The following is a 25,245-nucleotide window of genomic DNA, read 5'->3' on the forward strand; positions in this document are numbered from 1 at the left end:
AAGATAGGGAGAAGATGTTTTCAATTTTATATTCCTCCTGCCACCAAATCTTCCCGTGTATAAACTGCTCCACCCGCCTGCCTAATCACATTTAAATATCAAAATACTGAAATGCGCGCTTTTCAAAACGTTTGCTTTGCAGCGCAATCAACTCAACATCCTTGCCGCTAAATACTACGAAACAGGCTACGCTATCATGGGAATTTACAGACGAAACGATGGCTGTTTTTACGCTCTTTAATGCACAGGGACAGCAAGTTTCATCTCAGGTTCTTACTGCTCAAACAGGAACATTAGAAATTGATATTGCTAATTTGTCCGCAGGTGTGTATTTCTGGAACATTACTCAGAATAACTCCATTGTTAAGACCGATAAGTTGATAGTGTTTTAATTAATACATAAAAGGGTCTGATGTTCAAATCATCAGACCCTTTTATGTAATTTTATTCGTATGGGACGATTAGAGACCTCACTTACTTTCTTTTTTCTGCTGCTTCTGCGAATTTGTTCATCGCAGAATTTGGTATTAAATCCCTCTTTTGAAAGCTACGATTCTTGTCCCAACTATGCAGGGGGTATAAACTCTATCTCTCAGTGGAATGAGATAAACTATTATTATTCTCCTGATTGTTATAATTCTTGTGCAGACAGTGGCGAATATGACTCGCCATACAACTTCTTTGGCTATCAAAAAGCATCACATGGAACTAGTTATGCCGGGATAGTAACATGGGTGAATAGTCTAGCTTCGTTACGTGAAACAGTTTGCGGTAGATTAGTTGATTCACTCCCTCCAAATCACATCTATTGTATTGCTTTTTATGTAAATTTATCTGATAGTAGTGATTATGCTATTAATAGAATTGGGGCATTACTTAGTGATTCAGCTTTTGACATTGCTACAGATCCACCTAACTGGATGTATGATATAGATCCAAGTATAGAATCTGACACCAATCTAATTCTCAATGACACTTTGAATTGGATAAAAATTGAAAATAAATACACATCTCAGGGGGGAGAAATTAATATTATTATTGGTAATTTCAGAACAAATTCTGAAACAGAAGTAGAATATATAAACTATTCTAATATACTTAATAATGAAGCCTACTACTTCATCGACCAAGTCTCCGTAGAAGAAATAAAACCCGCCCACGCAGGCAGCAACCAAACCATAACCTCTGGCCAGCAAGTACAACTAGGCAACAATGTAACCGAAGATGCCTCCTACCAGTGGCTGCCAGCTACCGGCCTTTCTGACCCCACTGCGCCAAACCCAATTGCACAGCCGTTTAGTACCACTACGTACACCGTCACCAAAACACAATGCAGTGCCGTAACAACCGATGAAGTGACGGTAACTGTAAATACCAACCCGGCCATTGTGGTGCAGGGAACATTCACGCTTCCACAGTTGTGCGCAGAAAATTCTACTGCGGAAATTTTTGATGCACGTGGCAGAAAGGTGTCTGCTTTTGCTACCTCACAAGAAGAAGCTTTAGTTGCACTTGCTCCTGGCATGTACTTTTTGCGTTTTCAATGTGTGAATGGCGATGTGATTGTGCGCAGGTTGGTGGTGCAGGAGTAGCTGCAAAGAAGCTGCCCTCCTGCAATTTCACACCAACTGCCTGAACGGAAACGACGGACGTTTTTACGATGTAAACACACAAATTGCGTAAAACAGATATTCCACCAAAGTAACACCCGTCACACAACTATTCCCAAATCCCCCTTACCTTTGTATCGAAATATCCACATATCTCGATATGTCGTACCCGGCAACCGATACCGAACACCTCACCCGCCAGGCCGAGCTCCTGAAGGCACTCGCCCATCCGGTGCGGCTGGCTATGCTGGAACTGTTCAGTCTGGAGGGGGCGCTTACGGTGACTGAAATACACTGTCGGCTTAGGTTGGAGCAGGCGGCGGCATCGCACCATCTGGGTATTCTCAAAAGCCGTGGCATTGTGGCCGTGGAACGCGAAGGGCGCAACTCGGTCTATCAGCTGCGGCATGGCTGCCTTTCGCAAATTCTCTTCTGCCTGAACCAATGTAACCCGCCCGCGAAATGATGGTGATTCTGGCATACGCGGCGGCGGTGGTCATGGGCGTGCTGCTCGGGCTTATTGGTGGTGGGGGAAGCATTCTTACCCTGCCGGTAATGGTGTACATGCTGGGCATTCCGGCCACTGAAGCTACTTTTTACTCGCTGTTTGTGGTGGGGCTTGCGGCGCTAACCGGCTCGGTTGACTATGTGCGCAAGCAATATGTGTGCTGGCGCACGGTGCTGTTTTTTGGAGCACCCTCGCTGGTGGCTACGTGGTTTTCGCGCAGTGTGTTGTTTCCGGCCATTCCGGTGCAACTTAGCTTTGGCAGCGTTACCATAAGTAAGGATGTGTTTTTGCTGCTGGTGTTTGCGCTGTTTATGCTGGCTGCGGCATCGAGCATGATCAGGCCGCCCAAGGTAATCCGCAAAGATGAATACACCGAGGCCCGGCGCTACCGCTATATGCTTATCCTGCTTACCGGTGCGGGCGTGGGACTTATTGTGGGGCTGCTTGCGGCTGGCGGCGGTTTCCTGATTATTCCGGCGCTGGTTATTCTGGCCAACCTGCCCATGAAAATGGCGGTAGGTACCTCGCTTGTGCTCATTTTCATAAATTCGGGTATTGGTTTTGGCAGCCAGCTCATGGAAGGCGCTATGCCCGATTGGCCGTTGCTTTTGCGTTTCACTGCTTTTGCTGTGGTGGGCATTGGTGCCGGGCTTTGGATTGCGCACCGCGTATCAGGCGCAAAGCTTCGTCCGTTTTTTGGCTGGTTTGTGCTGGCTACCGGATTGTTTATCATTACCAAAGAATACATACACTACAGAAATACCTCCCAAAACAACGCACATGTACATCGAACAGCTTTATACCAACTGCCTCGCTGAAGCGGCTTACTGGATAGAGTCAAACGGCGAAGCAGCCGTAATTGATCCCATCCGCGAAACGGAACCTTACCTGAAAAAAGCCGCTGAACGCGGTGTGAAAATTAAATACGTGTTTGAAACACATTTTCACGCCGACTTTGTTTCCGGCCACATTGATCTGGCTAAAGCAACCGGCGCAACCATTGTCTTTGGTCCCGAAGCCTACACCGGCTATGCCGTGCACAACGCCGCCGATGGCGAAGAATTTAAAGTGGGCAGCCTCACCCTGCGTGTGCTGCACACCCCCGGCCACACGCCCGAATCGTCGTGCTTTCTGCTGTTTGACGAACACGGAAAAGAGCACGCCGTATTTACCGGCGATACACTTTTTGTAGGCGATGTAGGCCGGCCTGATTTGCTTGATGGCAAGATGACCAAAGAAGAACTTGCTTCACTGCTGTTCGATTCGCTGAACACCAAACTCAAGCCGCTGGCTGATGAGGTGCTGGTGTATCCGGCACACGGCCCGGGCTCGGCCTGCGGAAAAAATATCGGCAAGGAAACCTGGTCAACCATTGGTCAGCAGAAGCGCACCAACTACGCCATGCTGGAAACCGACCGTGCCAAGTTTATTGAAGTGGTTACTGACGGGCTTGCAGCGCCGCCGGCCTATTTTTTCAAAGATGCGCAAATCAATAAGCACGGTTACGAAAGTATTTCAAATGTGCTTGAGCGCAATGTGAAACCACTTACCGCGCTTGAAGTAAAAAACCGCATTGAGCATGGTGCACTGGTGCTGGATACGCGCAGTGCCGATGAATTTGAAGCCGGCTTTATTCCCGGTGCCATAAACATTGGTCTCGACGGCACGTATGCCGTGTGGGTGGGCTCGCTCATCAGCATCAATGCGGAGCTGGTGATTGTAGCGCCCGAAGGCCGCGAAAGCGAAGCCATTCTGCGACTGGCGCGTGTAGGCTACGAAAACGTGGCGGGTTTTCTGCAGGGCGGCGTTGCCACCTGGCAACAGGCAGGCATGCCGGTTGATACGGTAAACTCCGTAAACCCCGATGCGTTTGCGGCGCAATACAATGCTTCGCATCCGCATGTGGTGGATGTGCGCCGCAAAGGCGAATTTGAAGGCGGCCACATCGAAGATGCCGAAAACGTATGTCTAAGCAAATTCGACAAGCCCGAAACACTCGAAGCCTTGCGCGCCGCACAGCCGTTTATGTTACACTGCGCCGGCGGCTATCGTTCCATGATTGCAGCTTCTATTCTCAAGGCAAACGGAATTCACCAGTTTACCAACATCCGTAAAGGCTGGTCTGCCCTGCGCAACGAAACTTCGCTGCCGGTGGTAATGGCCGAAACGGTGTAATACAGATACACAAAAAAAACCGGGACATACTTATGTTCCGGTTTTTTTATGCAGGAATAATCGCTTACAGTAATCCGAATTTCCAGCCTTCCCCCAGCATGGTTTCAAGGTAACGCGGCAAGGCATAAAGCATGCGCGGCGCGGCTTTCAGACTATCGTGAAAAACCACAATGGAACCGGGACGGCTGTAAAGCAGGGCAAGATTCAGGCAGGCATCGCCGCCCAGCCTTGTGTCGAAATCACAGGTGAGCACATCCCACATTACTACTTTGTAATGTTTGCGTATGGCGTGATGCTGTGAGCGACGCATACGTCCGTGGGGCGGGCGAAACAAGTTACTTTGCACCACACCCGCACATTGCTGCACATTGCGCAGGTAGCTCATGCGCGAGTGCTTCCAGCCGTCGTAGTGATTAAACGTGTGGTTGCCCGTGCTGTGGCCGTCGGCCAGCATCTGCGTAAAAATTTCTGGATGCTTTTGTACGTTATCGCCCACGCAGAAGAAGGTGGCGCGTACATCGAACTGCTTTAAAACGGCCAGTGCCTCGGTGGTTACACCGGGCACTGGTCCGTCGTCGAAAGTAAGGTAAATGGTTTTATCGGTAGCGGGCATTCTCCACAGGGCTCCGGGATAAACCTGCTGAAGCAGGCGTGGCGGGCGCACCAGTGCATTCATGCCGTGCGGTTATTTTCCGTTGCCACCCTGTTTGGGTTTGTCGCCCGCGGGCACAGCAGGTGCGGCAGACGGCGCAGCAGCGGGCTGCGCAGTACCGTTGCCCTGCACGGGTGCAGCAGGCATTTGCCCCGGTTGCAGTACCGAGTCCTGAATGGCTGGCGGCAGTTGCATTTGCGGGCGCTGCGGTTGCTCATAATTATTAAAATCAATGCCCATATCGGCCGCTTTTTTAGCAAGCTCGTTCGCTATTTCCGTTTGGCCGTTGTCGCGGGCGTTGCGATAAAGGATGAAATAGCTAAACTCGAGACGGCTCAGTTCGCGGTCAGCATCTTCGCCGGCGTTTTGTGCTTTAAGCATTATCCGGTTGGTATAACGGATTTCCTCTTCGAGATAAGCAGCAAGAGATTTCGAGAGTTTGTTGGCTTTTTGAGGCGCACCGCCACGGTAGTATTGCTCTACCATGTAGGTCATTACCGGCTCATAGGGCACATGTTTCACCGGCATCCAGCGCTGGCAGCTGTCAAGCAGCGTCACCGCCTTGTCTTTCATGCCATCGTCAATAAGGAAACGTGCAAGCGAGGTAATTTGCAAACGCTGGTTGGTGGTAAAACGACGGTTGTTTTCGTCCATGTAAATAGACACCGTAGTATCCTGCAGCCCGCCCCATTTGAAATCTTTCATAATGGTGTTGTACATTTTTTCGGGCTGGCAGCGCACTACACCGCCTGCAAACTCGTCTCTGCGGTCGCCGCGCATGGGAACAAGACGGTAGGCGAGGCCTTCGAGCTGGAAGTAATCATCGAGGCCGAGGTAGCTGTCGTTGCCGGCAGTTACGGCAAAGTACATCGGGCGTTTCCATTTTCCGGTAGCCAGCAGGTCCATCATCATCAGCTCTGATTTGAGCAGGTATGATTTGTTGATGGTCCACTCAATGCGGTCGAGCACAAGGCTGTCGGGCATGTTGGCCGGAATGGCTCCGGTGGCACGCGCAGCGGCTTTGTCCACTGTGAGGTAGAATTTACGTGTGGGCAGGCGGTAAAGGGTGTCGATAAAGGTTTCCTTGTCGTCGTCCTGATTACGGCGCAGTTCAAGTGCCTGCTGATCGCGGTTGTGAATCAGGCGCATGGCTTCGCTCACATCCATAGCGGGAGCTTTTGCATCGCCAAGGAAAACCTGATCGCCAAGTCCCTGACGGGTGTCGTTTGCGGTGAGCGAGAACGGCAGCGCGTCAGAATCATAAGCCTTGCGGCGTGCCTGATCAATGTACCAGTCGGTATTAAGCAGGCTCAGGTTAAGCACGCGTACATCGGTACGATAGCCTTCTACTTCCTGACAATACCAGAGCGGGAAGGTGTCGTTATCGCCATTGGTAAACAGAATGGCATTTTTGGCGCACGAAGAAAGGTAGTTCTTGGCGAAGTCGCGTGCAGTATAACGGTGTGAACGGTTGTGATCATCCCAGCCCTGTTTGGCCATGATAAACGGCACACCTGAACCAAGCACGGTAGCCAGGCCTGCGCCTGCAATGCCCGCCACTTTTGCGCGTGTGCTCAGCAAATCATAAATGGCATACACGCCCATACCAATCCACATGGCAAAGGCAAAGAACGAACCCACGTAGGCGTAGTCACGTTCGCGCGGCTGCAGCGGATACTGGTTGAGATAAAACACAATGGCTAAGCCTGTAAACAGGAACAGCAGCAGCACTACCAGCGCACTGCGCCAGTCGCGGCTGAAGTGGAAGAGCAACCCGATAATGCCCAGCAGCAGCGGCAGGTAGAAGAATGCGTTGCGGGCTTTGTTGTTGGCCAGACGCACGGGCTGGTTTTTCATTTTGCTGCCGTCAAGTGCCGTAATGCCCGACATCGACTCGCCGTACAGGCCGGGCTGGTGGCCCTGAATATCGTTCTGGCGGCCTACAAAGTTCCAGCCGAAATAGCGCCAGTACATCCAGCCCATCTGAAACTTAAACATGTAGCGCAGGTTGGCGCCCATCGTAGGTACATAAAGCGGCTGCGGATCTTCGGTATTGGCCGTTTTCGGATCTACATACGGTGTTTTGCGGCGGTTTTTCTTTACGTTGCCCCAGTACTCGTATTCCGGCACGTGGCTGCGGTTGTTCATTTCCCACATACGCGGCAGCAGGGTGCTCAGCTCCTCGTCGAAATTGTAAATCGACTGCTTGCGTGAGTCCACAATGCCATATTCGCCGGTAACTTCGTTGCGGCCATATACAGGCACACCATCGTCGGCCGGATTCTGATCGTCGAGCATGGCATTGTAATACGGGCCGTAAAGCAACGGCCAGTCGCCATACTGTTCGCGGTTAAGGTAAGAAAGCAGGCTGATGGCGTTTTCCGGGTTGTTTTCATCCATCGGTGTATTGGCCTGCGAACGGATAACAAGTACGGCAATGGTAGAGTAACCGATAAGCAGCACGGCAAACGACATAAGTGCGGTGTTAAGCACGCGCAGGTTGTTGCGGAAGTAGTAAATCAAACCGCCTGTGGCCGCCGCTGTAATAAAGATCATTCCATATTTGGTGTAGATTAACCCACCCAGAAATGCAAACAGGAAGAAAAGACCTGTGCTTACGTAGAAAATCTTGCGCACTTGTGCCGAGCCGGTTACGGTGTAGTAAATACCCGAAACCACAAAGCCGATGAGCAGCAGCATGAATATGATTGTGCCCGAGTTAAAGGGCAAACCAAAAGTATTTACAAAGAAAAGCTCGTAGTTGGCAATGCCGCTTACAATACCGGGAATGATACCGTTTTGAATGGCGCCGAGCAGAATAACTGAAATTACACCGGTGAGGAGTACGCCCTGGGTGCTGGGTTTGTATTTCTTGAAATACACCACAAACACAATGGCCGGAATAGCCAGCAGGTTAAGTAAGTGAACACCGATGGAAAGGCCAACCATGTAGGCAATAAACACCAGCCAGCGGTCGGCACGGTCGCTGTCGTCGGCATCCCAGCGCAGAATGGCCCAGAATACCACGGCCGTAAAGAACGACGACATGGCATATACTTCGCCTTCAACGGCCGAGAACCAGAACGAGTCGGAGAACGTGTAGGCCAGACTGCCGATGGCAGCCGAGCCCAGTACGGCCCACATGCGGCCACCTTCGAAAGCCTGCCCCATGGCATTTACCAAACGGCGGCCCAGCAGCGTAAGCGACCAGAACATAAACAGGATGGTGAATGCCGAAGAAAGCGCCGACGACATGTTTACCCAGTAGGCCACCATGCTTTCATCAGCAGCCATGAGCGAAAACGCACGGCCAATGATAAGGAAGGTAGGCGCTCCGGGCGGGTGACCCACTTCCAGCTTGTAGGCGCAGGCAATGTACTCGCCGCAGTCCCAGAAACTGGTGGTTGACTCAATGGTAGAGCAGTAGGTGAACGCGGCGATGAGGAAAATTCCCCAGCCAAAAATGTTATTCAACAATCGGAAACTTAAGTTCATAGGATTGAATAAGGTTACAACGGGTTGTAGTTGTTCGACGGCGAAGATAGGCAATCTGAACTATCAGAATGTGCTAAAATGCAGGGTTTACACGATAAAAAATGTAAAAAATGTCGCTTTTTCACGTTCTTTCGGATCCAGCCTCTGAGGCTGCACACGAAATTTTTAACCCAAAAATTTGGTCGAATCAATTCTGGCACTTACTTTTGTCGTCCGAAAATAAACCGGATTGTATTTTTATCTGGTTTTACTGACCGATGGTGTAACTGGCAACACGTCTGGTTTTGGTTCAGAAGAGTCTAGGTTCGAGCCCTAGTCGGTCAACAGATTCCCTCCGCATTGCTGCGGAGGGTTTTTTGTTTTTCGGGCGGCGGCTTTGCAAAATTTTCTCACCCGCGTATCCGCCCCAAATCACTTACCTTTGTCCACGTCATGCTCATACAAGTGATGAAATCCAAGATCCACCGGGTTCGGGTAACCGAGGCGGATCTCAATTACATTGGCAGTATTACCATTGATGAAAATCTGATGGAAGCCGCCAACCTCCAGGAAAACGAAAAAGTACAGGTGGTAAACATCAACAACGGCGAACGGTTAGAGACGTATGTCATAACCGGTGCGCGCGGTTCGGGTGTAATCTGCCTCAACGGGCCGGCGGCGCGTAAAGTAGCCGTGGGCGATATTGTAATTGTAATCGGCTACGGCCTTATGGAGCAGGAGGCGGCAAAAAGTTTCCGCCCCGCCGTAGTGTTCCCCGACGAAGTCACCAACCAAATCCGCTCCTGATGGCCGAAAGCAGCCGCCTGCGCAGTGCGATACGCATCGGGATTTTTCTGCTTATTGGCGGGGCGCTGGTGGTATTGCCGTTTCTGTGGTTTACACCCGAAGAAAAGGCCGCGTTTTTCGATGCCGTAAAGCGGGCCGATTATTTCTGGATGGTGGTAGCCATTGGCATTGGCTTTCTGGCGCACCTGAGCCGCGCGGTACGTTGGCGAATGCTCATGGAGCCGCTCAACCACCATCCGCGCCTGAGCACCACGTTTGCAGCGGTTATGATTGGCTATTTAGCCAACTATGCCGTGCCGCGTTTGGGCGAAGTATCGCGCTGCGGTGTGCTTAACCGCTACGACAAAGTACCTTTTACTGAGTCGTTCGGCACTGTAATCGTGGAGCGCCTTTTCGATTTGCTGACCATGGTGCTTATTTGCGTAATTACGCTTATTCTGCAATTCGATAAGCTCTCGCTGGCGGCCGATCAGTTTTTGTTTTCCAAAATCCGCGCCTTTGGTGCCGGCATTCTGCACAGCCCCACAAAACTTATCATTCTGGCGCTGGTGCTGGCGGCGGGTGTGGCGGGCTGGCTGTTTATCCGCAAACGCCTCAAAGGTGCGCTGGGCGATAAAGTACGCGGCTTCGTAAAAGGCTTTACCGACGGACTCAAAGCCGTTCGCCGGCTGCGCAGTCCGTGGCTGTTTCTGATGCATTCGCTCTTTATCTGGGCCATGTACTGGATGGCGCTCTTTGTGTGCTTTTTCTGCTTGCCCGAAACCTCGCATTTCACACTCAACGATGCACTTATACTGCTCATCTTCGGCACTATCGGCGTAGTGTTTACGCCGGGCGGACTTGGCGCTTATCAGGGTCTTGTGGCGGGCGTGCTGTTTACGCTTTACAAATTCCCCACCGAAATAGGCACCGCCTTCGGGTGGATTGCCTGGGTGCCGCAGCTGTTGTGCGTGCTGTTTTTCGGACTGCTTTCGATAATTATGCTTCCGCTGCTAAACCGCAAAAACACATGAGAGCACCCGCCGATCTGATGAGCCGCAAAATAATGACCCGCGAAGCACTGGCTCCGCTGCTGGAGCAGATGCGCTTTTTCGGCCGTAAAGTGGTTTTCACCAACGGCTGCTTTGACCTGCTGCATCTTGGTCATGTCGATTACTTAGCTAAAGCAGCTGCGTTTGGCGATTATTTTATTGTTGGCCTCAACAGCGATGCATCGGTGAAACTGCTCAACAAAGGCGCTGCACGTCCGCTGCAGGACGAACGCTCGCGCAGCCACATTCTGGCCGCGTTGCAGGTAGTAGATGCGGTGGTGCTGTTTGACGAGGAAACGCCCTACGAACTCATCAAAGCCATACAGCCCGATGTACTGGTGAAAGGCGCCGATTACAAAGTAGAGCAGATTGCCGGACACGATATTGTGCTGGCACGCGGCGGAAAAGTAGAACTTGTTGAGTTTGTGCCGGGCTATTCCACATCGGCCATTGAGCGCAAGATTAAGAGCGAATAAGTGTTTACTGAAACACCTTTATCTCCATATCATCCCACCACACTGTTTCACCATTGTTGTCATAATTCCACAGGAATATTTTCACCCTGTCTTCTTCAAAATCATTCGGGATTGAGAATTTTATCGAGAGTTTTTCCCATCCGTCAGGCGTTTTCTCATAGGGTTTATCAATAGAAATATTGATTTTGCTGCTTTTCAAATTCAGACTTCGGCTGTATGTATTCCCTTTGCACCAGATACTTACTTCGTAATTAAACCCTTTCGCAACAGCTAATTCTAATCCGCCGGCATAGGCTTCTTTTGATGAAAAGGCGAGTGATGTTTTTCCGCTTCGTGCCTGTGTGGTGGTTTTTAAATTCGCATTGCCTATGTAAATACTTTTCTGTGAAGAAGTGAACACAGAGTCGCCAAGTGTGGTTTCAAAATCAGAATTGATTGTGGCTATAAGATTAAATCGTTTTCCGGCACGCGTGGTGTCAGAGGTAATCAGCCATATTTCTTCTTTTGTTACAGGATGCCGGTACACTCTTTTGGTTTCTACGTAATTCCCGTTCGCGTCGGTAAATTCTGCCAGTTTTTTAAGTTCCGGATAGGCCTGCAGCGTGTCGGAAGAATGGATATAGAATAAAAACCGGGGATAGCGTTTGGTGAAATCACTGGTTAAGGCGGTTTCTAAAAAGTTGTCGTACTCGCCATTTGAGGAATTGAAGATCCAGCTATCGGGATAGTATTTGAGGATACGCGCAGCAAATTTCATACGAATATCGCCCGAAAAGGCCAGACCAAAGCGGAATCCACAAATTGGTGAAGGGCCATTGCAATAGGTGCTGCTGAATATTGCCGGTAATTTCCCCTGCGCATTAAACGCTTCAATTACTTCGGCTGAATGATCCTGGGGCTGAAAATTGAAATTATAATATACACGATGCGGATACAGCAGCACAACCGAAAAGACGCACACAGCCGGAATAAGTAATGTATTACGCGCAACCAACTGCAGTTTTAATTTAAGCTGCGGCCAGATTGAAAATACTGTTAGCAGTGCAGTAAGCAAAGCCAGCCCGCTGAGTATTTGTACCGAAATCAGATAATGATAGGCAAATTCTTTTGAGGCCATCGCGAGATTGGCCGCCGCGGCAATAAGAATACCGCCCAGAAGCCTGAATTTTAAGGCGTTTGGTGCCATCCATTTTTTATAACGGATAAATCCGGCTATTAAAAGTAGGGCACAAACAATTAATAGAATAATATAAATTTTGTTATGCAGATAATGCGTATAAAGATTGTTTGTAAAATCGTTTTTATTTACAAATCCTTCTTCTCCTGAACCGTATCTCCCTTTATGGGTTAGTATTCCGAAAAGGAATTGAAAAAAATGGGCGATTTTATTTTTGGCCGGAAGTACGAACAACGCAGTGCATATAAATGCACCGGTCAGATAAATTAGTTTGTAGATATTTCCGCTGAGGAGGAATAAGGGAATTGCAAAAAGTACAACTGCCGGAAATTTTGTGACAGCCATAAATGCGGTGACTATCGAAAACGCAATGGCATATCTTATTTTTCGTGCATGTGTAAGCTCCTTACAATAAAGCATGTGAATACATATTCCGCTCAGGACAATACCGCCACTGATCAGAAAAGCTTCGGGCATGAGTAAGGTGAAATAGATAATCAGAAACTGCGAAAAAAAGAGCATACACTGCATGAGCAGCGCCACTCCCATTTTTTTGCCCGAATGTTTCCACACAAAAAAGCCAAGCCACATCAGTAAAAGTGTATTTATAATGAACATGCCTGTGCGTCCGGCCATGATATACACTTCCGGATTTGCTACCACATCATCAACAACCGACGGCGCACTGCGGAAAAGATAGACTATACGTATAACCACCGCCTGAAACACCTGCACGGTGGTACCCGGGTTATCCGTATGCCCGATATCGAATGAACCGGTGGCGAGTGTGAGGCCGTTCATGAGATAGGCATAAGCCGGATCGGAACTTGTGTAGTGGCTGATGGGGTGCTGTTTAATATGCATCACGCCCAAAACCGCAACCACAGCGGGCAGGAGGAACAAAAACAGTTGTTCGCGCTTGAGATTTATGAACGACAATAGTTTCATATCAGGTGCGAAAGATAACGAATCTCTGGTAAGCTGTACTGCGTAATTACGGGTGAGCTATGCCAAAAACCTGTTGATGAATTGGTTCCGGCGGCGATGCAAAAAGGTGTTTTCGGCAGTATCTTCGTAAGCACATTATGGCCAAAACCAAGTCTGTTTATTTCTGTCAAAACTGCGGTGCGCAGTCGCCCAAGTGGATTGGTAAATGCCCTTCGTGCGGGGAGTGGAACACGTATGCGGAGGAAATTGTGAGCAAGGTTTCACATCCTCAGGCTCCGGCGTTTGTGAGTAAGTCGTCGGGCGGGCGGGTGGCCAGGCCGCAGTTGCTGAGTGCTGTTACCGTGGGCGAAGAAGTGCGGCTGCCGGTTTACGACAAAGAGCTGAGCCGTGTGCTTGGCGGCGGACTGGTGCCGGGTTCGCTCATTCTTTTTGGCGGCGAGCCGGGCATTGGCAAATCCACACTCATGCTGCAACTGGCCGTAAACCTCAAAGGCATGCGTGTGCTGTATGTGTCGGGCGAGGAAAGTGAACAGCAGATACGCATGCGCGCCGAGCGTATTGGCATTCATAATCCCGATTGTTTCATTCTCACCGAAACGAGCACGCAGCATATTTTCCAGCAGATTGCTGAAATAGAGCCGCAACTGCTTATCATCGACTCGATACAAACCCTGCATACGGCACATGTAGAATCATCGCCGGGCAGTGTGTCGCAGGTGCGCGAGTGTGCGGCTGAGCTTTTGCGCTATGCCAAAGAGTCGGATGTGCCGGTGTTTCTCATCGGCCATATTACCAAGGAAGGTTCGCTGGCCGGGCCCAAGGTACTTGAGCACATGGTGGATACCGTGCTTCAGTTTGAAGGCGACCGCAACCATGTGTATCGTTTGCTGCGCACCGTGAAAAACCGTTTCGGCAGCACTTCCGAGCTTGGCATTTATGAAATGCAGGGCAGCGGCCTGCGCGAAGTAAGTAACCCTTCGGAAATTCTCATCACCGCGCGCGAAGAACCGGTGAGCGGAGTAACCATAGCCGTACTGCTCGAAGGCATGCGGCCCATGCTCATTGAAACGCAGGCATTGGTAAGTACTGCGGCCTACGGCACACCGCAACGCTCAAGCACCGGTTTCGATTTGCGCCGCTTAGCCATGCTGCTCGCCGTACTCGAAAAACGTTGCGGCTTCCGCCTCGGACAAAAAGATGTATTCCTGAACATAGCCGGCGGCCTCAAAGTAGAAGACCCCGGCATTGACCTTGCCGTGGTGTGCGCCGTACTTTCCAGCAATGCCGATATTCCCATTGCTCCCGGCGTGTGCTTTGCCGCCGAAGTAGGCCTGAGCGGCGAAATACGCCCTGTAAACCGCATTGAGCAGCGCATTGCCGAAGCCGAGAAATTAGGCTTTAAGGAAATTTATATTTCCAAATACCACAAAGGCTTAAAGCCCGGCGATTACGGCATTAAGCTGCATCAGGTGGGGAAAATTGAGGAAGTGTTTGGCGGGTTGTTCGGGTAATTATGTAACACACTAACGCAAACCATCTTTCACATCCTGCACGCGCGGCCCGCCAAACGCATAGGTAATGCCCAGCCGCGAGCCCAGCGACGATTGCTGCTGCTGCGTTTCAGTGTTAATGGTGAAATCATTGCCAAACGTGTAAGTAAGCAGCATATCCTGCGTGAGCCGGTAATTGGCCGTGAGCGAAGTTTTGAAATCCGCATTGTATTTCAACGTCACCTGTCCGCTGCTGCCTGAAGATGATGCGCCAATCACTTCCCACTGAAAACGCTGAATGAGTTCGGCATTGATGCTCCAGCGCTCACCTTCAATCATTACCCTTCCGCCAAAATCGAAATTATTGAAACGCGAAAGCGTATCAAATTTAGAAGAAAGAAAACGCGCCAGCCCTCCAACTTCGAAATGCCCGTTTTCGGTGCGATACGTGCCGGTAAACCAGATTCCGAATTTGGGCACTTTTGAAAACGTAATATCATTTCCCGGAAAATCAAGCAACATGGCCGCCGCCATTTCCACACAAAGTCCGTAGCGTTGTGTAAGCGATTCTACAACCTGATTGTAATTCGACATAAAATCAGCCTGCTCAGTAATGGCAATCATGGCCGCATTAAGCTGAGTAAAAATTTCGGTGTTTGATTTTCCTTCGGCATACATCTGTACAGCTATCTCGCGCAGGTTCTGTTCAATCATGGCATTCACCACGCCTGTATCAGCCAGATGATTACTGCTTTTGAGTGATTCGGCACAGCTTTTTTTGAGCGTGCTGATCAAACTGTCGGCACTTTTGAACTTGTTTTTTCCGGTTACCTGGAGTTGTTGAAGTGCGGTGGTAACCGTGAGGATATTGAGCTGTGTGGCCAGCAGTGCCCTGAACGCATAGCGCCCTTTTGAGGTAGGTTTAAATTCGGCCAATTGCGTGCGGTAACCCAAACCCATACGCGGATTTGTTTTTGAGGTATCGTTGTAGGTTTTGAAATCGCCGGTGGCAAGCGAGAACGAAGAGTTGATGCGCAGTGTATTCCAGTTGAATCCGTTGTCTTTTCGACCGTATATAAATGAGGGTGAGTTGGACGGATTGATTTCCCGGAGCGTAAAGAAAGGATTGAATTCAACGGCAATGTTTTTGGGAATCACAAATTTGTTGTCCTGAAAAAACGAGTTGGTGAGATTGGTTTCCAGTTCACGCCATGATTTCGGTCGTGAAATTTCGGTGGGTTGCACGCCAAGAATGGTAAAGCCCGGTGAAGACGGTGTTTTCAGTTCATCAAGTTTAATCTGATCGGTGCTTTTTTGTGCGTGCAGCGAAACAGAAAGAAGGAGAAAGGCGAGGAAAAATGATTTCATGTGAAAGGGCGCTAAATGAAAATGACGGTGATCTTGAACTGAATACTTTCTCCCTGATAGCTGGTTGTGGCGGTAAATGATTTCGAATATTTACCGCATTTTACAATCACGGTCATTTTATTGCTTTGCGTATCAAAATCAGTTACCAATGCCTGGCAATACATTTTTTTGCCGTGCAACTGACTGCCTTTTCCAATAGATACGTTTTTTATACTGCCCACCTGCGAGCCGCCTGCGGGTGTTATCAGTGAACAGTCGCCGGTTTGCGGCGATTCAATGCTCATGGACACTTTTTGCTCCGTGGCCTCATCCTCGGCGGCGAGGGTAATTGTCCAATCGAAATCTTCTGTTTTTGACATGGTTCGGGTTATGCACAAGTGAGTAATTGGTTTGGTGCTTTGCGAAAAGTTTGGCCGAAATAATAAACGGATGCTTCCGCAAATGACACAGCCAAATTACAATTAAATGCAAACTATTTACGCCGGGCTGTAAAACCTGTTCAGCTCACTGCACTTTCGAGGAGCGTAAGCGTGCCGTTATCGGCATCGAGTGTGCAGGAAACACCCAGGGGCAGGGTGAGTTTATCGCGCACATGTCCAAAGGGGAAACCGGTAACTACCGGGATGCCCAGATTGCCAAGTTTTTGCTGCAGCACTTCGGTAAGTGTAAACGATTTGTCGGGCTCTTCGGCGTCGCATTTGGTGCAGGCGCCCCACACAATGCCGCTGAGTTTGCGCAATGCGCCGGCCAGTTCGAGTTGCGTGAGGAGGCGGTCTATGGCGTAGGGTTCTTCTTCGGTTTCTTCGAGGAAGAGGATGGCGTTGGTAAAGTCGGGTTGCCAGGGTGTGCCCAGCAGTGCGCAGAGTACGGTGAGGTTTCCGCCCAGCAGGATGCCGGTGTTTTTACCGCCGTGTAAAACGCCATGATTTTGACCGGGTAACAAGCGCAACGTGTGCGGGCCTGTTTGGGTGGTGAGTTGCAGGAATTGTGTAGTGGTAAAACCTTCCCAGGTGGAATTGCCCACCGGGCCGTGAAACGTAACCATACCGGTGTGTGCCTGAAAGGCAAGCAGCAGTGTGGTAATATCGCTGAAACCGCTTAGCACTTTTGGGTTTGCCGCAGCTTTTTGCAAATCGAGCAGCGGGAGCAAACGTGCGCAGCCCCAGCCGCCGCGCATGGCTACGATGCCGTGTACATTGCGGTTTTCGAAGAGTTGTTGAAGTTCGGCAGCGCGTTGTGCATCGGTGCCGGCGAGGTAGCCGTGGCGGAGTTTGAGCGTGTCGCCGTGCATAACGCGAAAGCCGGCCGCTTCAATGGCCAGCGTGGCCTTTTGTATGCTTTCGTCGTTAAAGATGGCGCCGGCAGGCGCAGTGAGTGCAATAAAATCGCCTTTACGCAAACGCGGCGGCCTGAGGAGTTTGCGTTCACTTTGCGGCTGCGCGCGAAGCGCGGGCGTAAGTGCCGATGCGGCGGCAAGCGCCAGTGCGCGTTGCAGAAATAAACGACGGTTGCTGCGATGCATGTATGTGAAGATAGCAAATTGCGCGCCGCATTGCTTTGCCTGTACACATAACGGGCTGGTATTTTATTGCACCGGACGGTTTGGGTGCATAGCCCGGGGTGTAATGGAAATGCAGCCTTGCAGTATGTATTTTCATTACCATGCTGCATTGCAATGGAACACCGGAGCGAACGTTCTTTTGAAATACCTGTGGTTCGCTCCTCCTCTTTTATTTTCGCGCAACAATCAATCGCAATGCCGCCGTGTATTCAGGTTGTGTGCGGAGATGTCCGTACTTTTTATCCCACTCGCCCGACATAAGTTCGGTTTCCAGACGTTTCACGAGCAGCTCTTCCTCGCCCGGTTTCAGAAAGCCCCAGGCCGATTGCGACTTACGCACTTCAGGAAGCAGAAACATTTCGGGGCGTCCGAAAAATGCTTCCTGAAAACCGTCGGTACAATGCAGGGTAACCGGAATTTTTATCACTTCGCAATTATCGCCCAGTGCGGCTGTAATGCGTTCGATTTTCGGGTAGCGGGTTTTTTCCACTTCAATGAGCTCGGGGAAATAATGCACGTTCCAGAATTCGTGCAGGGCATCGGGATCAAATGTCATTATGACCACCTTGTTTTTTGCTACGCGATGTAGTTCGCGCAGGCCCTGTTCAATGTCGGGCCAGTGGTGTACGGTAACCATAGCCATTACGGCATCAAATGCATTATCATCAAACGGTAATGCACCTGCCACACCATTTACAGCCGGATTTTTGCCCGCTTCCAGTCGCTGCATGCGCATGCGTGCTGAAGGTTCAACGGCCACCACATACTTATCTTCCGGTTCATACGAGCCCGCACCTGCGCCTACATTGAGCACGGTGTGCGCATTGCCGAGAGCGTGGTGTATGTGGGCGGCTATGTGTTTGTCGGCACGGCGTATCTGGCTGTAGTGCTGCCCGTGTGCGTTGTAGTCGAAAGCCGGGTTTGCGATTTGCATGAGTGGAAGTTTGTGGTGGTGAAAGTAGGGCTAAAGGTGTTTAGAAAAATCACTCTTAATCAATTTAACACTTATTCCGCCTTCAATTCAAAACCATGTAAATATTAATAAATGAAAACCGGGTTTGTCAAACAGACAAACCCGGTTTTCATTTGAAAATAACTATCGAAATATACAATCGAAAAACATGATCGAAAAAACGATCGAAGAACCACTCAAGTCACCGCAACTGTCATTTCGAGCGGAGCCGAGAAAGACAGTTAGTTCCCCAGCACTTTAAACAACTCATCCAGTTTAGGCGTGAGTACAATATCGGTTCGGCGGTTTTTGGCGCGTGCTTCGGGTGTTTTGGCGGCATCTACAGGCATGTGTTCACCGTGTCCGGCCGCAGTAATACGCTTGGGATCGATGGCTTTGTTCTGCAGCAGAATTTTGGTTACCGAAGTGGCGCGCATTACGCTGAGGTCCCAGTTGTCTTTTATTTCGCCGGCACCTTTCATGGGCACATCGTCGGTGTGGCCTTCTACCATTACATTAATATCCGTGTTGGCGGCGAGTACATTGGACAGTGTTTTTAGTGCTTCTTCGCCTTTGGGCTGCACTTTGGTGCTTCCGGTGGCAAAGAGGAGTTTGTCTTCCATCGACACATAAATCTTACCGTTTTTCTGTTCAATGGTAAGTCCGTTTCCTTCAAAGCCCACGAGCGCCTGTTTTACTTTGAGTCGGATATCGTTAAGCGCCTGATCTTTTGCAGCCAGTGCGGCTTCGAGTTCTTTCACACGGGCTTCGCGTTTGCCAAGCTCGGTTGTCAGCGAGTCGAGCGAGCGTTTCTGTGCGCGCATGCTGATGTCCACACGACGCAGCGAATCTTCCTTGCGGATAAGTTGTTCCTGAGTCAAGTTGAGTTTGCCCACCAGCTGTGTGTTTTCGGTGGTGGTGCGCTGCATGAGTTCGCGGTTTTGCTTGAGCAGCAATTCGTAGTTGGCCAGCAGCTGGTCGTACTGTGCGGTAATACGGCGGAAAGATGTGCCGCAAATCGACGTATCGCGGCGCAGCCCGTCGAGCTGTTTGTTGGTTTCGGTAAGCTGGCGGTTAAGCTCGTTTACCTGTGTTTCGTAGTTCTGGTTGCTGGTTTTGGCGGTGGCCAGTTCGGCTTCGGCCGCTTTACGGCGTGCTACTTCTTCTTCATACTTTCTCCCGCTCACACAACCGGCTGTTACAGCCACGGCAAGTATCAATGCAAAAACGAAAATGTTTCTCATGGTTATTCAGGTTAATTGGGTAAAGGTAAATCACCGGTACGGAACCTGAAAACACCTGCAACCAAGTTATTAACTGTTTAGTGTGAGCGCAATTACAAAAAAGCCCGGCAGTTGTGGCTGTCGGGCTTTATTAGGCTATAAGCTGCTTATTTTGCGGCCGAATCGCCAGCGGCTTTCTGGTCTTCGGCTTTTTCTTTGTAAAACCACACGCTTGTAAAATCGCGGAACTCCATCTGGTTAATGTCGAAACCGCGCACGTTTTTGTTTACCAGGCGGTCGTTTTGCTCATAGTAAATGGGCATTACGGCGGCATCGTTCATGGCCTGCTGTTCGGCCATGGCAAAGAATTTAGCGCGGCTTGCGGGCGCTACCTCGTTCATGGCGGTTACAAAAAGCGAATCGAATCGGGCGTTTTTGTAACGGCTGGTATTGAGCGGCGATTTTTCCGCATCGGCGGGCACATGTGAGCCGTGGAGAATGGTAAGGAAGGTCTCCGGATCGGGATAATCAGCATACCATGATGTGCGCCAGAAAAGTACTTTGCCCGACTCTATCGATTCGAGGTTTTGTCCGAAGGGCACTGTTTCAATCCGCACATTAATGTTAAGCACTTCGCGCAGCTGGTTGCTCACGTATTCGGCCGTGAGGATGTTTCGGTCGCCGCCGCCGCTGTTTATTTGCAGCGTAATTTCGGGGAAGCCTTTTCCGCCGGGGTAGCCCGCTTCGGCCAGTAGCTTGCGTGCTTTGTCGGGATCGAAATTAAAACCGGTAATGCTTTTGGCATCATAACCATTCATACAGGGCGGTGTAATACCATAATTGGCGGCTTCGGCATCGCCCTGAAGAATTTTATCAGCCACCTGCTCACGGTTTATGGAGTAGCAGAACGCCTGACGCACTTTCACATTGTTAAACGGAGCTTGTGTGGTAAGGAAGCCGTAGAACGTGGTGCTGAGTGAGGGCGATGTTTGAAGTATAAAGCCATTAGGACGCTTTTTGGCATTTTCCAGATCGCCCATAATGTCTTTGCTCATTTCTACCGGCAGGCGGAAAATCATATCAAGCTCATGGCTGTTGAATGCAAGAATTTCGGCACGCTTGTCCTTTATAAACTTAAACTGAAGCTGATCGAGGTAAGGCAAACGATTGCCCCACTCATCGTATTTCCAGTAGTTGGAATTACGCTCAAGCACAACCGTTTCACTTTTCTTGATCACTTTTTGCGTAAACGGACCCGTACCCACGTTGTGGTCGTTAATATCCTCGCCGTATTTCTGCACAGCCTCCTTCGGGAAAATCCAGCAGCCGGGAGTGGCCAGAATATTCAGAAAGCCGGGGTTAGGCGACGTAAGCCTGATTTCAAGGGTAGAGTCGTTCACCACAACCACACCCGAAACTGTTTTCGATTTCTGGCTGTAGCAATCTGCTGCACCTGCCACACGGTCTTTGAATGTGGACTGGTATTGCTTGTTGCGTGGCGAGGGTGTGCAAAGCAGATCAAAGCAGTATTTCACATCTGCGGCATTCACCTTGCGGCCTTTACCATCGGGTGTAAAGCAGGCATCGTTGTGAAAAAACACATCGTTACGCAAATGGAACACGTAGCGGGTTGAACTGTCGGCAACATCCCAGCTGCGCGCAATGGCCGGCATAACCGAAAGGTCTTTCTGGTTGTATTTCACCAGACCTTCGAAAATTTGCGCACCAATGCGGTAACCCGCCACTTCCGTAATTTCAATAGGAAATAATGAGCGGTAATCTTCCAGCTCATTCATGCGGAATACTCCGCCATATTCAACCTCGCCTTTTGCTTTACGTGTAGAGTCGCTGGCATTTTTATCTCCGCCACAGGCAGAAATACCGGCCACAACTACCCCAATGGCAAGCAACGGAACGAGCACCGTCTGTAAACGTTTCATATAAGAAAGGTAATCAGCGTTTATTATGATCGTAAGGGCGCCACAATGTAGTCAAAAAAACAAAACGTGTGCAAACAGCTATGCTTTGATACTTACTAAAATATCAGAATCCCGACATTGGCTATTGAAATAGCTGAAACAATCGACAAGCTAATTGATTGTATCGACGAGTTGTAATGGTAATGTTAACTCGCCGATTACAAATTGCACTCCGAAAAGCGGAATTTTCTACTTGTTTCCCCTAATTTTCACTATTAACACCTGTTGCTGTTTTTTTGTTCAGTTTTAGGGTTGAAATAGGGCTTATTGTTTCTACAAATGAAGTACCGCGGAATGTGTTCATAAGACTTTATTTCCATGAAAAGCAGCTGATATGCCACATATACTGATACGCCGTTTTTTACATCCGGTGCGTTAAACATTTCCCCACAGCCGTCCAGCCGTCGGCAGTATTAAATCGTTTCCACCGCAGCCTGAATAAGGCAAAGTCGTATGTAACACCAATGCGCGGATTCTCAAAAAACGAAATCCCCATTGCCCCGTACCAAGCACACACCGCATGCGCCACATGTAGTTGTTGTAGCGGTCTTCAAAATACCCCATGCTTGAAATAGAGGCTTTGCGTGTAAACGCTTTAATGCTACAGACCAGGCATTTATTAGCGCCGGCAACACAGCAAAAATCAGCACATACGCAAAGCGTTTGAGGAGAATCGGAATTTTCATCAGGTTTACGCTTAGCTTAAAACAGCAATTTCATTTGCATAAATCCAATGCGTGGGTAAAGCAATGCAGCAAGCTAAAAAATGTATCTGCACCGGGTTAAAAATCCACATCTACCAGAATCGGGCAGTGGTCAGAGTGTACGGCATCGGCCAGTATGGCGGCGCGTTTCAGCTGCTTTTCCAGTGTGTTGCTTACCATGTTATAGTCAATGCGCCAGCCTAAGTTGCGCGCACGTGAGTTGAAGCGCTGGCTCCACCAGGTATATTGGTGCGGCTCCGCATTAAAAGCACGGAACGAATCAATAAAGCCGCTGTCTATAAACTTGCCAATCCATTCACGCTCCTCCGGCAAAAAGCCCGATGTTTTAGCGTTACTCACCGGGTTGTGAATGTCTATCGGCTTGTGGCAAATGTTCCAGTCGCCGCCAATTATCAGCTTCTTGCGCTTTTTCTTCAGCGTATCAATGTAGGTCTGGAAGTAATCCAGAAACCCGTATTTAAACTGCTGCCGTTCATCGCCCGTTGTGCCCGATGGCATATATACACTCATTACCGATACATCGCCATAATCAGCACGCAGTATGCGGCCTTCAAAATCGTAAAGAGCATTGCCGCAACCCACTTCCACATGTGTCGGTTTCTCGCGCGAGAGTATGGCTACACCGCTGTAGCCCTTTTTCTGTGCCGGATGCCAGTAGTGGTGCGTAAAACCTGCAGCTTCAAAATCAGCCAGATTCAGCTGCTCCGGTTGTGCCTTAATCTCCTGCAGCAGCACAATATCCGGCGCCGCAGCCTTAACCCAGTCAAACCAGCCTTTATTAATTGCAGCACGTATGCCGTTCACATTGTACGAAATAATTTTGGCCATAAGCTAAAGTTGAACAGCGAAGATAAGCCGTTGCGGCCAAATGTGCGGGGCGTTTACCCTATTGCCGAAAGTTTCAGCAGACAAAGTCAGCAAACAAGCTGCCAAGCTGCGGAAAGTTTCAGCAGACAAGCTTACAAGCTGCGGAAAGTTTCAGCAGACAAAGTCTGCAAACTTTCCGCCGGGGTTAAACAAGTCTCCAGACTTGTTTAAAGTGCTAATCACGTAAGAAGGAGCAATTTCTGCTGCATTTCAAACAACCACCTGTCCCGTGTTCCGCTATACTCCCAAGCTGCGGAAAGTTTCAGCAGACAAAGTCTGCAAACTTTCCGCTATGGTTAAACAAGTCTCCAGACTTGTTTAAAGTGCTAACCACGTAAGAAGGAGCAATTTCTGCCGCATTCCAAACAACCACCTGTCACGTGTTCCGCTATACTCCTTCCCCGCATTTATTGCGGGGAGGGTGCCGCTCCACCCGGGGCTAATTAGTTACGTCAGGTTCATTAAAACACCACCTGTTCCCCGCCCCCCGCATTTGCACCGTTCAAAAAATCACTATTTCTCCAAGGCTTGAAATGCAGCTACCTGAACCTTTCTTATCGTATAAATTGTTTCAGCGCCAGGCATTCCCTGTTTGCCTTGTACACCGTCTGTGCCATTTTTCCCATTCTGCAGGTGTGCACAGGCATTTGGCAGCGACGAATAACCGCTAATCGAACCACCTTTGCCGGCAAAGCCGCCCGTGCCGCCATTACCGCCCTTGTTGTACACGGCTATATTCAACTCACCGCGCGTCACATTCGTGTCGAGCACAAATTCTACATGTCCGCCATCGCCTCCTTCACCGCCATCGCCTCCGTTTCCGCCATCGGCAGCCGGGCAGCACACGGCAGTGTTGTTTACATCGGCAATAAGGCCATCGCCGCCACTCCCTCCGTTAGCGCCACTTCCACCCACACCGCCTGTTACATCAAACACCAGCATGGCTGCCGTATTGCGCATAAACAGCTGTTCGGTGTTAGCCGTAATATCTTTTACCAAAATGGCAAGCAAGGGTGTGGGTGCATTTTTAAGCGTCACTTTTTTTATCAATACCTGCAGCGCATGGCCCGCACCGCCCGGTTTACCGTCTGTACCACTTACGCCATCACGGGCGCATTTTTTACAATCTCCGTTTTCAGGATCCGAGGCATCACGCCCGCCAAACAAAAGTGTTTTCAGCATGGTTGCATCATTACCCGCATTGCCCGTAGCGTTGATATTTAGCGGTAGCGAAAAATCTATTTTCGTTCTCCACTCGCCACTTATTTTGTGCGCTTTTTTGTGTTTTACAATAATTATAAGTTCTCCATTTTCCAGCCCCGATAAATCGTCATTCAGTTTCACCAGATTGGGGGCTAACCAGCTGCCTCCTTTCACTTCTGTTTGCAATTCTGAAAACGAAATGCGTTTGCGGCGTTTGTGTGCATCAGTACTTTTCTGATAGTTTTTGCCCTTATATTCATAAATCACATCAGCTTCAATAGCCGATGTTTGTCCCGGAAACATACTGAACACACTCCCCGGCCGCACGTCAATGCGGATAATGTGTTCGGGCTTACAAGCACTATGGTAACTCAGTGTTGTTTGCCCCGTGTGCAGCATCCGTGCATATACACACAACTCAGGTTGTGGTCTGCCCCAAAAAAGTGCAAACGGAAGTATGATTATGAAAAGTATGCGCATACGTGTTTATCAAGACCAAAGATCTTCTTTTGGGTTGTTTCTAATATGACCGATTAACATCTTTTTTGCACCACATTTTTATGTGGAAAGTGGTTAATAGATAATCTGCATAAAATTGGTTACCATAATTGAGCCGCTTATCATACCACGGAATGCTTCGGCTTACAAAATTCATCCTGCCTAAGTCTAAGCAGACAAAGTCTGCAAACCACGCCCACCCAAGCTTACAAGCTGCGGAAAGTTTCAGCAGACAAAGTCTGCAAACTTTCCGCCGGGGTTAAACAAGTCTCCAGACTTGTTTAAAGTGCTAACCACGTAAGAAGGAGCAATTTCAGCCGTATTCCAAACAATCACCTGTCCCGTGTTCCGCTATACTCCTCGGAAACGCTGCAAATACAGCAGTCTGCACCTGCGGGGTGCCGCTCCACCCGGGGCTAATTAGTTACGTCAGGTTCATTAAAACACCACCTGTTCCCCGCCCCCGCAAAATTTCCCCCCACCCCCAGCGTTATACACAGGCACGATCAAGCCCCTCCGCA

20 protein-coding genes and 1 tRNA gene are annotated in these 25,245 nt (G+C 49.6%); 10 read left to right on the plus strand and 11 right to left on the minus strand.

Annotation, left to right across the window (positions count from 1 at the left end; translation table 11 throughout):
• Positions 1-218: 218 nt before the first annotated feature.
• The 5 genes from IM638_04360 (at position 219) to IM638_04380 (ending at position 4,293) form a co-directional block, all read left to right on the plus strand.
• Positions 219-392 carry a T9SS type A sorting domain-containing protein gene (locus IM638_04360; GenBank protein MCA6362245.1) on the plus strand — a complete coding sequence of 58 codons (174 nt, stop codon included), beginning with the start codon at positions 219-221 and terminating at the stop codon, positions 390-392.
• 60 nt (positions 393-452) lie between these two features.
• Positions 453-1,592 (plus strand): T9SS type A sorting domain-containing protein, encoded by a 1,140-nt coding sequence (locus IM638_04365; GenBank protein ID MCA6362246.1) that lies wholly within the window; start codon positions 453-455, stop codon positions 1,590-1,592.
• A 178-nt stretch (positions 1,593-1,770) separates the two neighbouring features.
• Positions 1,771-2,076, plus strand: coding sequence for a helix-turn-helix transcriptional regulator (locus IM638_04370; protein MCA6362247.1), 306 nt, complete (start codon positions 1,771-1,773; stop codon positions 2,074-2,076).
• Complete coding sequence (locus IM638_04375) at positions 2,076-2,936, plus strand: sulfite exporter TauE/SafE family protein (GenBank protein ID MCA6362248.1); 861 nt, start codon at positions 2,076-2,078, stop codon at positions 2,934-2,936. The genes IM638_04370 and IM638_04375 overlap by 1 nt, the downstream gene beginning before the upstream one ends.
• Complete coding sequence (locus IM638_04380) at positions 2,899-4,293, plus strand: MBL fold metallo-hydrolase (protein ID MCA6362249.1); 1,395 nt, start codon at positions 2,899-2,901, stop codon at positions 4,291-4,293. Before IM638_04375 ends, IM638_04380 begins: the two co-directional genes overlap by 38 nt.
• 64 nt (positions 4,294-4,357) lie before the next feature.
• Here IM638_04380 and IM638_04385 read toward each other — a convergent pair whose 3' ends face one another.
• Positions 4,358-4,969, minus strand: a complete 612-nt coding sequence (locus tag IM638_04385) for a polysaccharide deacetylase family protein (GenBank protein ID MCA6362250.1) — start codon at positions 4,967-4,969, stop codon at positions 4,358-4,360.
• Positions 4,970-4,978: 9 nt separating this feature from the next.
• A complete protein-coding gene (locus IM638_04390; protein MCA6362251.1) occupies positions 4,979-8,440 on the minus strand; it encodes an MFS transporter in 3,462 nt (1,153 codons plus the stop codon).
• Positions 8,441-8,691: 251 nt separating this feature from the next.
• On the opposite strand from IM638_04390, the gene IM638_04395 reads away from it, so the two are divergent.
• The 4 genes from IM638_04395 (at position 8,692) to rfaE2 (ending at position 10,733) form a co-directional block, all read left to right on the plus strand.
• Positions 8,692-8,764, plus strand: a tRNA-Gln gene (locus tag IM638_04395).
• A 108-nt stretch (positions 8,765-8,872) separates the two neighbouring features.
• Positions 8,873-9,226 (plus strand): aspartate 1-decarboxylase, encoded by a 354-nt coding sequence (locus IM638_04400; protein MCA6362252.1) that lies wholly within the window; start codon positions 8,873-8,875, stop codon positions 9,224-9,226.
• A complete protein-coding gene (locus IM638_04405; protein MCA6362253.1) occupies positions 9,226-10,239 on the plus strand; it encodes a flippase-like domain-containing protein in 1,014 nt (337 codons plus the stop codon). Before IM638_04400 ends, IM638_04405 begins: the two co-directional genes overlap by 1 nt.
• A 17-nt stretch (positions 10,240-10,256) precedes the next feature.
• Positions 10,257-10,733, plus strand: coding sequence for a D-glycero-beta-D-manno-heptose 1-phosphate adenylyltransferase (gene rfaE2 / locus IM638_04410; GenBank protein MCA6362254.1), 477 nt, complete (start codon positions 10,257-10,259; stop codon positions 10,731-10,733).
• A gap of 4 nt (positions 10,734-10,737) precedes the next feature.
• On the opposite strand, the gene IM638_04415 is transcribed toward rfaE2, so the two are convergent.
• A complete protein-coding gene (locus IM638_04415) occupies positions 10,738-12,858 on the minus strand; it encodes a hypothetical protein (GenBank protein MCA6362255.1) in 2,121 nt (706 codons plus the stop codon).
• Between the two features lie 137 nt (positions 12,859-12,995).
• Between IM638_04415 and radA the strand changes: the two genes are divergently transcribed.
• Positions 12,996-14,369: a DNA repair protein RadA gene (gene radA / locus IM638_04420; protein ID MCA6362256.1), complete on the plus strand. Its 1,374-nt coding sequence runs from the start codon at positions 12,996-12,998 to the stop codon at positions 14,367-14,369.
• A 12-nt stretch (positions 14,370-14,381) separates the two neighbouring features.
• Here the strand turns inward: radA and IM638_04425 are convergent, their stop codons facing one another.
• The 8 genes from IM638_04425 to IM638_04460 form a co-directional block, all read right to left on the minus strand.
• On the minus strand, positions 14,382-15,716 hold the full coding sequence (locus tag IM638_04425) for a hypothetical protein (protein ID MCA6362257.1): 1,335 nt from the start codon (positions 15,714-15,716) through the stop codon (positions 14,382-14,384).
• An 11-nt stretch (positions 15,717-15,727) separates the two neighbouring features.
• The gene (locus IM638_04430; GenBank protein MCA6362258.1) at positions 15,728-16,075 is read right to left on the minus strand and encodes a hypothetical protein; all 348 of its coding nucleotides are present in this window, start codon (positions 16,073-16,075) and stop codon (positions 15,728-15,730) included.
• A gap of 140 nt (positions 16,076-16,215) precedes the next feature.
• Positions 16,216-17,238 carry an LD-carboxypeptidase gene (locus IM638_04435; protein ID MCA6362259.1) on the minus strand — a complete coding sequence of 341 codons (1,023 nt, stop codon included), beginning with the start codon at positions 17,236-17,238 and terminating at the stop codon, positions 16,216-16,218.
• A 208-nt stretch (positions 17,239-17,446) separates the two neighbouring features.
• Entirely contained in the window at positions 17,447-18,211 is a 765-nt protein-coding gene (locus IM638_04440; protein ID MCA6362260.1) for a methyltransferase domain-containing protein, read from the minus strand.
• Between the two features lie 260 nt (positions 18,212-18,471).
• Positions 18,472-19,473 carry an OmpA family protein gene (locus IM638_04445; protein ID MCA6362261.1) on the minus strand — a complete coding sequence of 334 codons (1,002 nt, stop codon included), beginning with the start codon at positions 19,471-19,473 and terminating at the stop codon, positions 18,472-18,474.
• 146 nt (positions 19,474-19,619) lie between these two features.
• Positions 19,620-21,392 (minus strand): ABC transporter substrate-binding protein, encoded by a 1,773-nt coding sequence (locus IM638_04450; protein MCA6362262.1) that lies wholly within the window; start codon positions 21,390-21,392, stop codon positions 19,620-19,622.
• Positions 21,393-22,213: 821 nt separating this feature from the next.
• Positions 22,214-22,984: an exodeoxyribonuclease III gene (gene xth / locus IM638_04455; GenBank protein ID MCA6362263.1), complete on the minus strand. Its 771-nt coding sequence runs from the start codon at positions 22,982-22,984 to the stop codon at positions 22,214-22,216.
• A 552-nt stretch (positions 22,985-23,536) separates the two neighbouring features.
• Positions 23,537-24,706: a hypothetical protein gene (locus tag IM638_04460; GenBank protein ID MCA6362264.1), complete on the minus strand. Its 1,170-nt coding sequence runs from the start codon at positions 24,704-24,706 to the stop codon at positions 23,537-23,539.
• Positions 24,707-25,245: the final 539 nt, after the last annotated feature.

This window comes from Bacteroidota bacterium (genome assembly GCA_020402865.1).
Classification (GTDB): Bacteria; Bacteroidota; Bacteroidia; order Palsa-965; family Palsa-965.